Source organism: Xanthobacter sp. BG11Y11_SDJG (assembly GCF_057364445.1).
Genome location: NZ_JBNFNU010000013.1, coordinates 1 through 15560, shown reverse-complemented (window position 1 = coordinate 15560; position 15560 = coordinate 1). Strand labels below are relative to the sequence as shown.

At 68.2% G+C, this 15560-nt stretch carries 12 protein-coding genes and 2 pseudogenes; 10 read left to right on the top strand and 4 right to left on the bottom strand.

Annotated features, from left to right (window positions below):
- Positions 1-7: 7 nt before the first annotated feature.
- Together AC2W7M_RS03115 and AC2W7M_RS03110 are read right to left on the bottom strand one after the other, a co-directional pair.
- Positions 8-955, bottom strand: a complete 948-nt coding sequence (locus AC2W7M_RS03115) for a LysR family transcriptional regulator (protein ID WP_486129979.1) — start codon at positions 953-955, stop codon at positions 8-10.
- A gap of 73 nt (positions 956-1028) precedes the next feature.
- The gene (locus tag AC2W7M_RS03110) at positions 1029-1988 is read right to left on the bottom strand and encodes a LysR family transcriptional regulator (RefSeq protein WP_486129977.1); all 960 of its coding nucleotides are present in this window, start codon (positions 1986-1988) and stop codon (positions 1029-1031) included.
- 300 nt (positions 1989-2288) lie between these two features.
- Here AC2W7M_RS03110 and AC2W7M_RS03105 point away from each other — a divergent pair.
- The 10 genes and pseudogenes from AC2W7M_RS03105 to AC2W7M_RS03060 all read left to right on the top strand — a co-directional run bounded on the left by AC2W7M_RS03105 (position 2289) and on the right by AC2W7M_RS03060 (position 13514).
- Positions 2289-3477: pseudogene (locus tag AC2W7M_RS03105) on the top strand (ABC transporter substrate-binding protein).
- Positions 3478-3582: 105 nt separating this feature from the next.
- Positions 3583-4458, top strand: a complete 876-nt coding sequence (locus AC2W7M_RS03100) for a branched-chain amino acid ABC transporter permease (protein ID WP_486129975.1) — start codon at positions 3583-3585, stop codon at positions 4456-4458.
- A pseudogene (locus tag AC2W7M_RS03095) lies at positions 4455-6250 on the top strand (branched-chain amino acid ABC transporter ATP-binding protein/permease). The gene AC2W7M_RS03100 and the pseudogene AC2W7M_RS03095 overlap by 4 nt, the downstream one beginning before the upstream one ends.
- Positions 6247-7014, top strand: a complete 768-nt coding sequence (locus AC2W7M_RS03090; protein WP_486129973.1) for an ABC transporter ATP-binding protein — start codon at positions 6247-6249, stop codon at positions 7012-7014. Before AC2W7M_RS03095 ends, AC2W7M_RS03090 begins: the two are co-directional and overlap by 4 nt.
- A 44-nt stretch (positions 7015-7058) precedes the next feature.
- Positions 7059-7754, top strand: a complete 696-nt coding sequence (locus tag AC2W7M_RS03085) for a cyclase family protein (protein WP_486129971.1) — start codon at positions 7059-7061, stop codon at positions 7752-7754.
- 103 nt (positions 7755-7857) lie between these two features.
- A complete protein-coding gene (locus AC2W7M_RS03080; RefSeq protein WP_486129969.1) occupies positions 7858-9408 on the top strand; it encodes an amidase family protein in 1551 nt (516 codons plus the stop codon).
- A 17-nt stretch (positions 9409-9425) separates the two neighbouring features.
- Positions 9426-9776 carry a hypothetical protein gene (locus AC2W7M_RS03075; protein ID WP_486129967.1) on the top strand — a complete coding sequence of 117 codons (351 nt, stop codon included), beginning with the start codon at positions 9426-9428 and terminating at the stop codon, positions 9774-9776.
- A gap of 43 nt (positions 9777-9819) precedes the next feature.
- The gene (locus tag AC2W7M_RS03070; RefSeq protein WP_486129965.1) at positions 9820-12045 is read left to right on the top strand and encodes a TonB-dependent siderophore receptor; all 2226 of its coding nucleotides are present in this window, start codon (positions 9820-9822) and stop codon (positions 12043-12045) included.
- 144 nt (positions 12046-12189) lie between these two features.
- On the top strand, positions 12190-12885 hold the full coding sequence (locus AC2W7M_RS03065; RefSeq protein ID WP_486129963.1) for a DJ-1/PfpI family protein: 696 nt from the start codon (positions 12190-12192) through the stop codon (positions 12883-12885).
- A gap of 218 nt (positions 12886-13103) precedes the next feature.
- The gene (locus tag AC2W7M_RS03060) at positions 13104-13514 is read left to right on the top strand and encodes a copper chaperone PCu(A)C (RefSeq protein ID WP_486129961.1); all 411 of its coding nucleotides are present in this window, start codon (positions 13104-13106) and stop codon (positions 13512-13514) included.
- An 85-nt stretch (positions 13515-13599) separates the two neighbouring features.
- Here AC2W7M_RS03060 and AC2W7M_RS03055 read toward each other — a convergent pair whose 3' ends face one another.
- Together AC2W7M_RS03055 and AC2W7M_RS03050 are read right to left on the bottom strand one after the other, a co-directional pair.
- Positions 13600-15315 (bottom strand): ABC transporter ATP-binding protein, encoded by a 1716-nt coding sequence (locus tag AC2W7M_RS03055; RefSeq protein WP_486129959.1) that lies wholly within the window; start codon positions 15313-15315, stop codon positions 13600-13602.
- A gap of 24 nt (positions 15316-15339) precedes the next feature.
- On the bottom strand, positions 15340-15560 hold a 221-nt coding region (locus tag AC2W7M_RS03050; RefSeq protein ID WP_486129957.1), incomplete at its 5' end, for an SIP domain-containing protein.

Sequence of the window (15560 nt, the reverse complement as noted above, 5' to 3'; positions counted from 1 at the left end):
CCGCGCATCAGCCGGCGCGGACCTTGCGGGCATTGGCGGGCGCGAAGCGCATCAGTTCGTCGGCCATGGAGATGTCCTCGGCCACCTCCAGGAAGGCCCGCACTGCCGGCGGCTGGGGCTCGCGCTCAAGCACCATGATGCCGATGGTGTTGGTGATGGTCGGCTCCACGAGGCGGATGGCGCGGGTCTCGCTCCATTCGCCCACCATCAGGAAGAAGGTGTTGGGCACCACCGCGAACCAGTGGCCGGGTCGCACGTGGGAGCACAAAGCGAGCGCGCAATTGGTCTCGATCACCGTGCGCGGCGAGGCGCCGACGCTGGCGAACACCCGGTCGAGGATGCGCCGGTTCTGCATGTCCGGCGTCAGCATGCACAAGGGCAGGCGTCCGGCTTCGGTCCAGGTCACGCTCTCCTGCCGGGCGACGGGATGGTCGGCCGGAGCGATCAGGAAATAGGATTCGTCGTAGAGAAAATAAGGCCGCAGGCCGGTTGATGCGCCGTGGTCGAGATAGTTGATGCCGATGTCCACGTCGAAATTCTCGAGCCCGGCCTTCAGCGCCGAAAAATTGAGCGAGGACACCGAGACGCTCACGTTCGGATACAGCTGGTTGAAGGCGGTGGTGATGATGGAGATGCCCGGCATGGCGACCGGGATCACGCCGAGCCGCACATGCCCGGAAAGCGCGCTGCCGGCCGAAAGCAGTTCCTGGTTCAGGTGGGCGAAGCCGTCCAGGGTCCGGCGGGCGAAGTCCAGCACCAGCGCGCCCTGGGGCGTGAAGCCCTCGAAGCCCTGATTGTGGCGGTCGACGATCGGCACCTGGAACGCGTGCTCCAGCTGCCGCAGCGCCTGCGAGAGGGCCGGCTGGCTGATCTGGCATTCCGCTGCCGCCCGGCCGAAGTGCCGGTGCCGCGCCAGCGCCACGAGATAGCGCAACTGCTTCAGATAAAGGCTCATGACGTCTCCGCAGACGTTGACGGGCCCGACCGCTGATCCAGCAGGCAAGCCCCGCGCCAGACGCGAGACCGCCTCAGCGCGCCGCCGCGCGCGGCTCGGCGCGGGACTTCTCGCCGGTGAGCTTGGCGCGCCAGGCGCCGCTTTCGACCATGGTGGCGATCACGTCCGCCATCACCTCGGCCACCGCTTCCGCGCCGCGCGGATTCATGGTGCGCTGGGAGACCACCACCGAGAGCCGCCAGGAGGGCGTCGGCTCGATGATGGGGATCGCCACCATCTCGCCCCGTGCCATCTCGTCGAGGAAGGCGAAATGCGGCATCACGCCGAGCGCCCGGCCGGACTGCACCAGGCGCGAAATGGTGGGCAGGCTGTCGCAGGCCATGGCCGCGGGCACCACGTCGTGCCGGGCGGCGAACTGCTCGATCACGGTGCGCATGACGTTGGGCGCGCCGGGCAGCACCACGGGCAGGTCGAACATCTCGCGGAAGGTCACCGCCTGCGCCCCCGCGAGCGGATGGTCGGGCGGCACGAACAGCATCAGGTCCTCGACCATCATCTCGGTCCAGGCCACGTGCTCGAACGCCTTGTGGTCGTAGAGCAAGGCCACGTCCAGGCGGCCGTGCTGAAGGAAGTCGTCGAGATAGCCCGTCATCGCCTCCACCACGTGCAGCGTGATGTTGGGCTGGCGCTCGGCCAGCGCCGAGATGAGCGGAAGGCCGAGGCCGCGGCAGGCCGAGGTGGGCAGGCCCACCGAGACCTTGCCGGACGGGTTGCGGGACCGGGAGCGGACCACGTCCTTCGCCCGGTCCACCTCCTGGAGGATGCGGCGGGCATGGTCGTAGAGCTGCTGGCCGAGTTCGGTGGGGGTGACGCCGCGGGCGTGGCGCAGCAGGAGATCGACCCCCAGCTCCTCCTCCAGGTTCTTCATCTGCTGGCTGAGCGAAGGCTGGGCGATGCGGAGGATCTCGGCCGCCCGCGAGAAATTCCCGCTTTCCGCGATCTGGACGAAGTATTTGAGCTGCCGGATTTCCATATCGTGCCCTTCCGGCGAGGAACGTTCGCCGGATCAGGAGCGATTGTCAAACTGCATGATAAAGCGCCATATGCACAAGCTATGGGCATTCAATATGTGAAACAATTGTATTTTCAATAGGTTATAATGATCATGCGCGCATCGGTATTGCCTATTGTTATATGTCATAGGCGTTTCCGATATCTATGATTGGAAATTAATCTTTGTCGATTGCCAGAGCCTGCATCTAGCTTTTCCCTGCTCGTGATTTTTGGGGCGTCATCGACCCCACTCATCCTGTAGACGGCAGGAGAAAACAAAATGCTTCCAGAGACTTCGTTGCGCGGCCGGCTCTTGGCCGCGACGCTGGCGCTCGGCCTGTCGGCCACCGGCGCCTTCGCCCAGCAGGAGCCCTGCATCGGCAATTCCGTGGCCGTCACCGGCCCGGCCGCGTTCTCGGGCCAGGCCATCAAGCTCGGCGCCGAGATCGCCATCGACGAGATCAACGCCGCGGCGGCGTCTCGGGCAAGAAGCTCAAGCTGATCCAGTACGACGATGCCGGCGCCCCGCCGCGCGGCGTCGACAACACCCGCCGCATCGCGCTCGCCGACAAGTGCGTCGCGGTGCTCGGCGGCTTCCACTCCACAGTGCGCTCGCCCAGGTGGACCCGATCCACGAGATCGGCATTCCCTACATGGGCGTGTGGGCAGCCAACACCAAGGCGATCGAGAACGGGCGCGACCCGAACTTCATGTTCCGCATCTCCGCCAAGGACAAGTGGGTGGCCCGCTTCCTGGTGGACGAGGCGCTCAAGGTCTCGAAGACCGGCAAGATCGCCTTCTTCTATGAGAATACCGGCTGGGGCAACGGCGCGCTGCCGGACATCAAGGCCGCGCTCGGCGCCAAGGGCAAGGAACTCGCCGCCGCCGAGACCTTCAACTGGAACGACCAGGACATGACACCCCAGGTCATCCGCGCCCGCGACAGCGGCGCCGACGTGGCGATCGTCTGGTCGCTGGACCGCGAGGCCAACCAGATCCTGCGCTCCATGGACAAGTCGTCCTGGAAGCCGACCATCATCGGTGCCTGGGGCATCTCGGGCAATCTCGGCGAGCTTGCCGGCCCCCTCGCCAACGGCGTGCGGGTGATGCAGACCTACTCGTTCCAGACCGAGCAGAGCGCCACCGGCAAGAAGGTGCTCGCCGCCATCGAGGCCAAGACCGGCATCAAGGACCCGAAGGACATCAAGGCCGCCTCCGGCATCGCCGACGCCTATGATGCTGTCTACCTTCTGGCCGACGCCATCAAGATCGCCGGCGCCTACGACTGGAAGAAGGTCCAGGCGGCGCTCTACGAGGTCAGCCGCGACGGCCTTGTGGCGCCCTATAAGCCCGCCTTCGACAAGAAGGATCCGGAGCGCCAGGACGCCTTGCTGCCGCAATACTACCTGCTGACCGTCTGGCACGAGGGCAAGCTGATCCCCTTCAAGGGTTCGCCCTACGACAAGTGAGCGCGCGGGGGCGGGCGCAGCGTCCGCCCCTCGCTTCGCCTGCCATCAAAGCCTTCCGCCCCGCCTGAGCCGGGCGCCCACCCCTGACCAGACGGGCCCTCCGCCATGAGCACGGTGGTGCAGTACATTCTCTCGGGCCTTGCCATCGGCGGCATCTATGCCCTGGTGGCGCTCGGGTTCCACATCATGTGGTCGTCCGCCAAGGCGGTGAACTTCGCCCATGGCGACACGCTGATGATCGGCGGCCTGCTCGCCGTCTATTTCCTCGCCGCCGGCCTGCCACTGGCGCTCGCCTGCGTCCTCGCCATCCTGGTCGGCGGCCTGTTCGGCGTGGTGCTGGAGCGCATCGCGGTGCGGCCGTTCCTGGGCCAGCACGGCTCGGTGGGCTGGATGCTCACCACCATCGCCATCGGCATCATGGTGGAGAGCGTCGCCACCATCCAGACCCAGGGCTATGCGCTGCCGCTGCCCTCGCCCGGCATCTCCTCCTCGATCCAGATCCTCGGCGCCGGCGTCTATCCGCAGGAACTGGCGATCCCGGTGGTGGCGCTCATCGCCATGGTCGGGCTGCGCCTCCTCCAGCACCACACGCTGATCGGCCGCGCCATGCGCGCCGTGGCCCACAACGGCGCCGCCGCCTCGCTCATGGGCATCAACGTCTACCGGGTGGTGGCCTTCTCCTTCGCGCTTGCGGGCCTGCTCGGCGCCGCCGCCGGCGTGCTGGTGGCGCCGGTGGTGCAGGCCTCCTCCACCATGGGCGTCCTGCCGGGCCTGAAGGGCTTCGCGGTGGCCATCATCGGCGGCATCACCTCGGCACCGGGCGTGGTGGTCGCTGGCCTCGCCTACGGGGTGATGGAGAAGTTCGTGGAGGGCTACATCTCCTCCGCCGCGCGCGAGATCGTCGGCTTCTCGGTGATGATCCTGACCCTGCTCGTGTTCCCGCAGGGCCTGTTCGGCAAGCGCGAGGTGATGAAGGTATGAGACACCTCACCACGATCGGCTTCCTGGCGCTGGCGGCGATCCTCGTCGCCGTGCCGCTCGCCTCGAACAACGAGTACGAGCTGCGCCTGTTCATGCTGTTCCTCATCTACGGCATCATCGCCGTGGGGCTGAACGTGCTGGTGGGCCTCACCGGCCTCGTCTCGCTCGGCCAGGCGGGCCTGTTCGCGCTCGGCTCCTATACCGGGGCCATCCTCGCCACCCGGCTCGGCTTCGACATGGTGTCGGCGGCGCTGGTGGCGGCCATCGTCGCCGGCTTTTTCGGCGTGCTGCTCGCCTATCCGACGGTCCGGGTGCGTGGTGTCTACTTGGCGGTGGTCACCATCGCCTTCGGCCTCATTGTCGAGAACGTCGCCATCGAGTGGCAGTCCATGACCGGCGGCACCACGGGCATCACCTCCATTCCCTCGCCGAACCTGTTCGGCTTTCGCCTGTCGGGCTATGCCTATTACGGCCTGCTGGCGGTGGTGCTGTTCCTTGCCGCCGCCGGCGCGCACAATCTGAAGATCTCGCGCTTCGGCCGCGCCATGCTGGCGGTGTCGCAGAGCGAGACCGCGGCGCGCGCGCTCGGCGTGGACGCCACCGGCGTGCGCACGCTCGCCTTCGTCGCCGCCGCGGTGACGGCGGGCCTCGCCGGTACCTTCTACGCCTTCCTCAATTCCTACATCTCGCCCGACATCTTCACCTTCTCGGACAGCGTGCGCTTCCTACTGATGGTGATCCTAGGCGGGGCGGCGTCCACCTTCGGGCCGATCCTCGGCGCCTATATCCTCACCTATCTGCCGGAATATCTCCAGCAGTTCGCGGTGTGGCAGAAGTTTGCCTATGGCGCGCTGCTGCTGGTGGTGATGTTCGTGATGCGCGCGGCATCATGGGCTCGCTCACCCTCGGCCTGAAGAAGCTGAGGCCCGGGCCGCGCGCCGTGAGCGCGACGGAGGGCATCCCGGCCGAGGAGACGCTTCGGCGCGATCCGCGCACCCAGCGCTCGGAACTGGTGGCACGGGACCTCACCGTGCGCTTCGGCGGCCTGACCGCGCTCAACAAGGCTTCGCTGCGCGTGAAGCCGGGCGAGGTGCATGCCCTCATCGGTCCGAACGGCGCCGGCAAGTCGACCTTCGTCAACACCATTTCCGGCTTCTACCGGCCCACCGAAGGGGAATTCGAGATCGACGGCGTCCAGCTCGCCGGCAGGAAGTCGCACGAGATCGCCCGCCTCGGCCTCTCGCGCACGTTCCAGAACACCGAGCTGTTTGGCGAACTGACGGTGCTGGAAAACGTCATGGTTGGCTACCAGCAGGGCCTCGGCTACGGCCTCGCGGCGGCGCTGCTGCGCACGCCGGCCATGCGGCGCCAGGAGGAGGAGTGCCGGCGCGCCGCCATCGGCCTGCTCGCCTTCGTCGACCTTCAGGACTACGCCAACGAGGAGGCGCGCTTTCTGCCCTTCGGCCTCCAGCGGCGCCTGGAGATCGCCCGCGCGCTGGCGGCGCGCCCGCGCCTGCTGCTGCTCGACGAGCCGGCCGCCGGCCTCACCACCCAGGAGATCGATGCGCTGGAGGAGATGATCCGCCGCATCGCCGCGCTCGGCGTGTCGGTCCTGCTCATCGAGCACCATGTGGAGCTCATCATGGCGGTGGCCGACACCGTCACCGTGCTCGATTACGGGCAGATCATCGCCTCCGACACGCCGGCCGTGGTGCAGGACGACCCGCGCGTCATCGAGGCCTATTTCGGCACCTCGCTGGAGCCTGCCGACGCGGCGGAGGCCACCCCATGAGCGGAACCGATACCCCCGCCCCCGGCGCGGCCGAAATCCTGCTCGACATCAAGTCCATGGAGCTGCGCTACGGCGCTGCGGTGGCGGTGCGCGACGTCTCGCTCACCGTGCGGCGCGGCGAACTGGTGGCGGTCATCGGCAATAACGGCGCCGGCAAGTCCTCCACCATGAAGGGCGCCACCGGCCTGGTGATGCCGTCGGGCGGCCAGGTTCTGTTCCGCGGCGCGGACACCACCCGCCTGCCGGCCTATGCCAAGGTGGCGCGCGGCCTCGTCATGGTGCCCGAGGGGCGCATGATCTTCCCGGACCAGAGCGTCGAGGACAACCTCACGCTCGGCGCCTATGTCCATGGCGGCCTCAAGGGCGCGCGGGCGAAGCAGACGCTGGAGAAGGTGCTGGAGCTGTTCCCGCGCCTGAAGGAACGGCTCGCCCAGCAGGCCGGCTCCATGTCCGGCGGCGAGCAGCAGATGCTCGCCATCGCGCGCGGCCTGATGGCGGAGCCGGAACTGCTGGTGATCGACGAATTGTCGCTCGGCCTCGCGCCCAAGATCGTCGACCAGCTCATGCGCGTGCTCTCCGACCTGAACAAGGCCGGGCTCACCATCCTGCTGGTGGAGCAGCTCGCCTCCTACGCGCTCGCCATCGCCGACCATGCCTATGTCATCGCCAACGGGCGCGTGGCGCGCCAGGGGCCGAGCGCCGCGCTCGCGCGCGATCCGGAGGTGATGGAAGCCTTTCTCGGCAAGAAGAAGCCGGCCGCCTGAACCGACGATTCCGCAAGCAAGACCAGACACGTCAAGGAGACGTCATGTCCAAAGTCATCGATCTCAGCCTTCTCATCGAAGACAACATGCCCGCCCACAAGCTGTTCCAGCGGCCGGTCATCACCACCCACCTGAGCCACGAAAGCTCGAAGGCGTTCGGGCTCGGCGTGGAGGGCGACGCGATGACCTTCCAGACCAACTTCATCGCCATGCTCGACCATGTGGGCACCCACGTGGACGCGTTCCGCCACGTGAAGGCGGACGGCGCGCCGATCGACGAGATGCCGCTCGACCTGTTCATGGGCAAGGCGGTGTGCTTCGACCTGCGCCACATCCCCGATCTCGGCGACATCACCGCCGAGGACATGGACAAGGCCGAGGCCGCCGCCGGCGTGAAGGTGGACGGCCACATCGTGCTGTTGTGCACCGGCTTCCACGAGCGCAACTATCCGACCCTCGATTCGGTCTGGAAGAACCCGCTGCTCACGGTGGAGGCCACCAAGTGGCTGCACGCGCGCGGCTCCAAGATGCACGGCGTGGAAGGTCCCTCCACCGACAAGCCCACCGACAACATCTTCGCCCAGCACCGTTTGTGCCGCGACCTCGGCATGAGCCACTGGGAGTGGCTGGTGAACCTGGAGCAGCTCGTCGGCAAGGGCGAGTTCCAGTTCTTCGGCGTGCCGCTGAAGTTCAAGGGCGGCTCCGGCTCGCCGGTGCGCGCCTTCGCGATCCTGAACTGAAGACGCAGAAGATACGTCTCAAGCCCTGACCGAGACGTGTGGGGGTGTCCGGGCGGCCTCTGCCGGCCGCCCGGCACCGCTCCACAAACCAAGCGGGGAAGCCATGTCCGCCGAATTCGACGCCATGAGCGCCGTCGCCCTGCGCACCCTCGTGGCGCGGCGCGAGGTCTCGCCCGTGGAGCTGACGCGCCGCGCGCTCGACCGGGCGATCGCGACGCAGGAGACGCTGAACGCCTTCTTCGTGATCCTGGAAGAGGAGGCCATGGCCGCCGCCCGCGTCGCCGAGGATGCGGTGATGGCCGGCGCCCCGCTCGGCGTGCTGCACGGTCTGCCCTTCTCCGCCAAGGACCTGATGGCGGTGAAGGGGGTGCGCTACGCCTCCGGCTCGCGCGCCATGGCGAACAATGTCGCCGACGTGGACGCCCCGGCGGTGGAGCGGGCGCGGGCGGCGGGCGCCATCCTCATCGGCAAGACCACCACCAGCGAGTTCGGCTGCAAGCCGATCGGCGACAGCCCGCTCACCGGCATCACCCGCAATCCCTGGAACCTCGACATGACGCCGGGCGGCTCCAGCGCCGGCGCGGCGGCCTCGGTCGCCGCCGGCATCACGCCGTTCGCGCTCGGCACCGATGGCGGCGGCTCGATCCGCATTCCCTGCGCCCTGTCGGGCCTTGCGGGCCTCAAGGGCCAGTTCGGCCGGGTGCCCGTGTGGCCCACCTCGGCGACGCCGACGCTCGCCCATGTGGGGCCCATCGCCCGCTCCATGGAGGATGCCGCACTCCTGTTCTCGGCGGTGGCGGGCTTCGACCGGCGCGACCCGTTCGGCGTCGCCGGCCCGGTGCCGGACGTGATGGGCGCGGCCCGCGCGTCGGTCGCCGGCATGCGCGTCGCCTACAGCCCCACCTTCGGCTATGCCCGCCCCGAGCCGGAGGTTCTGGCGGCCACCGGCCGGGCGGCCGAGACCTTCGAGGCGCTGGGCTGCCGGGTGGACCTGGTGGAGCAGGTGTTCGACACCGACCCCGCCGATCTGTGGACCGCGGAATTCTATGCCGGGGTCGGCACGCGGCTGCGCAGCGTGCTGGAGAACCAGCGCGACCTGCTCGACCCCGCGGTGGCCGACATCCTCATGCCGGCGCTCTCGCAGGAGATGCGCTCTTATTATGCCAGCGTGTTCGAGCGCTACGCTTTGCGCGAGAAGCTGCGCCGCTTCTTCGAGACCTACGACCTCCTGATCTCGCCCGTGGTGCCGGTCAGCGCGCTTGAGGCAGGCCGCAACCTGCCGGCGGGGCTGGAGGACCGGAACCTGGTCTCGTGGGTGTTCTATACCTATCCATTCAACCTCACCGGCCAGCCGGCCGGCGCGGTGTGCGCCGGCCTGTCGGCCGCTGGCATGCCCATCGGCCTGCAGATCGTCGGGCGCGCCTGCTGCGAGGACGACGTGGTGCGCGCCGCCTGCGCCTTCGAGCGCACCATGCCCCCGGCTACAACCGCCCGCCGGCGCTGGCGTGAGGCCGGCCGTGCCGGAGCGCCGCACCCCGGCGCCCCGCGGTCACCGGTGACAGGTCCGCTTCCCTGCATTAAGAATCTGTCAATCCATAAGACAGACGGGGTGGAGCGGACGTGGGCAGCCGGGGGCGGCGAGGGGACTGGCTGAGGGGCCTGCGCGGAGCCGTGGGCCTTGCGCTGGCCTATGCGCTTGTCTTCCAGCTCGTCTTCGCCGGCGCTGTCGCCGAGCGGATGTCCGTCGCCGGCATGGCGGGAACCGAGGCGGCGCTGTGCCTTCCCAGCAAGGACGGGCCGGCGTCCGGCGGCGCGGACCAGGACCGCCCTTCCCATCTGTCCCGCTGCGCGATCTGCGCCTTTGCCGCGCTGACGCCGCCGCTGCCCGAGCCGGCCGCCGCGGTGGCGGCTCCCATCTCCCACCATGCGCGGCCGCCGGCGCTGGCGCTGGCGCAAGCCGCCCCCCTCGGCACCAGCCGGCACGATCCCCGCACATCCCAAGGGCCTCCTCTCGGCGCGTAACGGTCCGTTTCACCAAACCCGTTCCGCCTGATGGAGACGTCCCATGCCCCGCGCGCCCCGGCTCGCCTGGGCAGCCTCGGCATCGCTGATCGCGATGGCGCAGGCCGCCCTGGCCCAGTCGCCGACCCCGCTGCCGACCCTCGTCGTCCAATCCGACATCGCCGCCACCGACGGCACCACGCAAGGACCGCCGGTGGAAGAGACCACCGCCGGCCCGGTCCAGGGCTATCGTGCCCTGACCGCGGCGAGCGCCACCCGCACCAACACCCCGATCGAGCAGATCCCGCAGTCGATCCAGGTGGTGCCGCGCTCCCTCATCAACGACCAGGACGACCTCTCGGTCGCCGAGGCGGTGCGCAACGTGAGCGCGACGCAGGGCACCAATCCGGTCCAGACCCCCGCCTTCACCTCCGCCTATATCCGCGGCTTCCCGGCGGAATACTGGGTGGACGGGCTGACCACCTTCTACAATGGCGGCGACCGGGATTCGCTCGTGAACGTCGAGCGCATCGAGGTGCTGAAGGGGCCGAATGCCATCCTCTATGGCGGCGGCACCGGCGCGCCGCTCGGCGGCGTCATCAACCTGGTCTCCAAGCTGCCCACCGAGAAGGCGTTCGCCGAGCTGGGCTTCACCTTCGGCAGCTACAGCTATCTGCAGCCCTATTTCGACGTGAACACGCCGCTGACCAAGGACGGCACGGTGCTGTTCCGCTTCACGGGCGAATACACCTCCGCGGGCTCCTTCATCGACGTGCTGGAGACCGACCGCTATTCGCTCAACCCGACCCTGACCTTCACCAACAAGTCCGACACCACCCTGACGATCCAGGGGCGCCTCACGAGCTGGGAGCAGCAGGACTATCAGGGCCTGCCGGCCACCGGCACCGTCACCGGCGCGTTCCGGCTCAATCCGAACATGTTCATCGGCCCGGCCAACATGCCGGATTCCTATTCGCGGGTGGCGAGCGTCACGGCGAACTTCGACCATCAGATCAACGAGATCTGGTCCACCAACATCCAGGCCAGGATCTCCAACACCCAGTTCAAGGAGCTGGCGCAGACCTTCGTCGGCGCGAGCCTGGCGGGGGTGGACTTCACCGGCAACACGCCGAGCTTCCCGCCCGCCTACTGGAACATGATCAACGTCTCGCTCTACCAGGAGCAACAGGAGGCGACGGTGGTCGCCAACGCGTTGGCCGAGTTCAATGTAGGCGCCACCAAGAACAAGCTGCTGTTCGGCGCCGACTACAGCCGCGTTTCCGACACCGGCTATATGTATGGCAACCTGCTCGACCTGTTCCTTCTGCCGCCGGTGAACCTGCTCGCGCCAGTCTATCCGCCCTTTATCGAGCCGGGTCCGGGCATCGGCAATTCCAACGTCATCTCCGACGCGCAGAACATCTACGCCACCGCCGGCGCCTATGCCCAGCTCCAGACCACGGTCTGGGACCGGCTGCACCTTCTGGCGGGCGTTCGGCTGGCCAACATTCAGATCGACAGCGTCTCGCCCGCCTTCCAGACCTCGTCCAGCATGGACACGACGCAGGCTCTGCCGCGCATCGGTGCCGTGGTGGACGTGACCAAGGGCGTCGCGCTCTATGCGAGCTATTCGGAGGGGCTGAAGGCCAACCCCTTCACCATCTATCTGGGCCCGCCCAAGCCCGAGCATTCCGCGCAGCTGGAAGGCGGCGTCAAGTTCAACCTCGGCTATGGCCTTACCGGCTCCATGGCCGTGTTCGAGATCAACCGCACCGGCGTGCCGGTGTTCACCGGCATCGCCTCCGAGGCCATCGGCGAGCAGCGCTCGCGCGGCTTCGAGGCCGATCTGCTCTGGCAGCCCAAAGACAACTGGCAGGTGCTCGCCAACTACGCTTATGTGGATGCGGTGCTGCTTAACGACATTCCCGGCGTCGCGCCGGCCGGCAGCCAGCTCAACATCGTGCCGCCGAACTCCGGGCGCCTGTGGGTGAACTACAAGTTCGACCCGCAGGTGGCCAAGGGATGGAGCGTGGGCGCCGGCATCTATGCCGCCTCCGGCGCCTATGTGGACCTCGCCAACCTCTACGAGACCTCGGCCTATTTCACCATCGACGCGAAGATCGCCTATGAAAAGCGAGAACTTCAAAGCGCAGGTCACCGCCAAGAACCTGACCGGCGAAGACTATTTCGTGCCCTACAACTATTATGGCGGCCGCGTCGCGCCCGGCGAGGCGCGCGGCGTCTACGGCAAGGTCGCCTGGACCTTCAAGTGAGGCCGAGATGGACCTGACCCGACGCGATCTTGCACTTGCGGGCCTTCTCGGCCCGCTTCTCGCCCAGGTGGCGGCGCCGTCCGCGGCCCATGCGCAAGCCCCGGCCGTGGCGGCGACGCCCGCCGTCCGGGCATGACATGTCCATGATGCCGGCGCACTGGATGGGGAGCGAGAAGATCGCCTTTCTCGTCTATCCCCAGTTCACGGCCCTCGACATGGTCGGTCCGCATTACATGCTCACCAGCCTGATGGGGGCGACCACCGTTGTGGTGGGCAAGACCAAGGCGCCCGTGACCAGCGACGCGGGGCTGATCTTCACCCCCACCGCGGATTTCGAGGACTGTCCGCGGGACCTCGACATCCTGTGCGTGCCCGGCGGCTCCACCGGCACCCTCGCCGCCATGGAGGACGACGCGACCCTGCGCTTCCTGAAGGATCGCGGTGCGCGCGCGAAATATGTCACCTCGGTCTGCACCGGCTCCCTGCTCCTGGGGGCCGCCGGGCTACTGGAGGGCTATCGGGCCACGTCGCACTGGGCGGCGCAGCAGGTGCTGACCGAGTTCGGCGCCATCCCGTCTCCCGGCCGCGTGGTGCGCGACCGCAACCGCATCACCGGCGGCGGCGTGACGGCAGGCATCGACTTCGGCCTCGCGCTGGTGGGCAGCCTGCGCGACCGCACCTATGCGGAAGGCGTGCAGCTTCTAGCCGAATATGCGCCCGAGCCGCCCTTCGATTCCGGCACGCCCGGCCGGGCACCGCCTGAGGTCACGGCGATCATCGACGCGATGATGGCCGACTTCCTGGTCCAGGCGCGCGCGACCGGCGCCGCCGCTTTCGTCCGGGCCAAGGCGCTGTGAGCCCCGGACCGAATCCGTTCGCCCCGGCTGCGCCGCCTTACGGGAGGTGGCCGGGGCCATCCCACTCTCGCCACAGCGGGCGCGCAGCGTCGGCGCGCTCCGCTTCGGGAGGCGAGGGTAGACCACTGAAGGAGTTTTCCCATGTCCCACAACATCACGTCCCGCCGTCGTCTTCTGCTCGCCGCGACCGCGGGCGCCTGCTGCTGTCCGGCGCCGCGATGGCGCATGACTTCAAGGCTGGCAGCATCGAGATCGACCATCCCTGGTCGCGCGCCACGCCCGCCGGCGCCAAGGTCGGCGCGGGCTATCTGGTGCTGAAGAATGCCGGCGCCGCCGACCGCCTGGTTTCCGCCACCGCCCCGTTCGCGGGCCGGGTGGAGATCCACGAGATGGCGATGAAGGACGGCGTGATGACCATGCGTCCGCTGGCGAACGGCATCGCCGTGCCGGCCGGCGGCACCGTCGAGCTGAAGCCCGGCGGCTACCACATCATGTTCATGGACCTGAAGGCACCGCTCAAGGAGGGAACGCTGGTGGACGGCACCCTCACCTTCGAGAAGGCCGGCACCGTCAACGTCCAGTTCAAGGTGGAGCCGGTGGGCGCCGCTACAAGCGGCCACAAGCACTGAGGCGCGGCCCGGCCCGCCCGCCATCGGCGCGGCGGGCCGCAGGCGCTTGCTGTCGGGCGGGGAGGCAACCCTCGCCCGACACGGCTCAGATCGCCGTCTGGGTCTTCACCAGCCGCGCATAGAGGCCGCCGGCCTTCAGGAGCTGGTCATGGCCGCCCTCCTCGCTCACCCCCTCGCGGGTGACGACGAGGATGCGGTCGGCATTGCGCACGGTCGACAGGCGGTGCGCGATCACCAGCGTGGTGCGGCCGCGGGACAAAGCGGCGAGCGCCTGCTGGATTTCCCATTCGGTCTCGGTGTCGAGGGCGGAGGTCGCCTCGTCCAGGATCAGGATCGGCGGGTCCTTGAGGAACATGCGGGCGATGGCGAGGCGCTGCTTCTGCCCGCCGGAGAGCTTCACGCCGCGCTCGCCGATCAGCGTGTCGAGCCCGGCCGGCAGGCCGGCGATCATCTCGTCGAGCATCGCCCGCCGCGCCGCGCTCATGATCTCGGCGTCGCTGGCGCCGAGGCGGCCATAGGCGATGTTGTCCCGGATCGTCCCTGCGAACAGGAACACGTCCTGCTGGACGATGCCGATGGCCCGGCGCAAAGAGGCGAGCGTCACGTCGCGGATGTCGTGACCGTCGATGGTGATGCGCCCGGCCCCCACCTCGTAGAAGCGCGGCAGCAGCGCGCAGATGGTGGTCTTCCCCGCCCCCGAGGGGCCGACGAAGGCCACCGTCTCGCCGGGCGCGATGGCGAGCGACAGGCCGCTCAGCACGCGCTTGTCCGCCGTGTAGCCGAAGCTCACGTCTTCATAGCGCACCGCGCCGCGCACGTCCTGGAGCGCAACCGCGCCGGGCCGGTCGGCGATGTCGGGCCGGGTCTCCAGGAATTCCAGGTAGGAGCGGAAGCCGGCGATCCCCTTGGGATAGATCTCCACCACCGCCGCGATCTTCTCCAGCGGGCGGAAGAACACCGCCACCAGCAGCAGGAAGCCGACGAAGCCGCCGTTCGACAGTTCGCCCCGCACCACGAACCAGGTGCCCGCGAGCATCACCGCGAGCTGGGTGAGGCGCATGCCCACATAGCTGAGCGAGGTGTTGGCGGCCATCAGGCGGTAGGCGGCGAGCTTGGTCTGGCGGTAGCGGCCATTGTCGGCGGCGAACAGCGCGCGCTCGTGATCCTCGTTGGCGAAGGCCTGGACCACGCGGATGCCGCCCACGGTCTCCTCGATGCGGGCGTTGAAGGCGCCGACCCGGCCGAACAGGGTGCGGAAATTCTCCGTCATCGCGCGCCCGTAATGGGTGGTGGCGAACGCCACCGCCGGCACGATGGCGCCGGTGATGAGGGCGAGCGGGACATTGACCCACAGCATCAGGAGGAAGGCGCCGATGAAGGTCATCACCGCCAGGAACACGTCCTCCGGCCCGTGATGGGCGACCTCGCCCACCTCCTCCAGGTTCTTGGTGAGGCGCGCCACCAGGTGCCCGGTCTTCTGGTTGTCGAAGAAGGAGAAGGAGAGCTTCTGCAGGTGGTCGAACGCCCGCGCGCGCATCTCGGTCTCGATGTTGATGCCCAGCATGTGGCCCCAATAGGTCACCACCGCCATCAGGCCGGTATTGACGAGATAGATCACGAGCAGGCCCACCGCGGCGATCAGGATCAGCCCCCAGTCCTGGGCCGGCAGCAGATGGTCGACGAACGCCTTGACCGCCACCGGAAACGCGAGCTCCAGCAGGCCAGACAGGATGGCGCAGGAAAAATCCAGCAGGAACAATCCCTTGTAGGGCGCATAATAGGAAAAGAACTGGCGTAGCATTTGGCTGGCTCTGAGGGCTCGCGTTCAATCGCCGATATCTACGCCTTCGTGGCCGCGGCGCCAGTAGGCGGCGACCTGGATCTGGCGTTTGTCGAGGCGGCGCGCTGTGAGGAGATGGGCGCGCAGGCGGCGCGCCACCGCCTGCTCGCAGCCGGCGAAGACGCGGACCGTGTCGGTGTCCGCGGGCAGCGGCGTTTTCCCGGACCGCCGCCGTCGACTCCAGGTCGGTGGTCCCGGCCGGCACG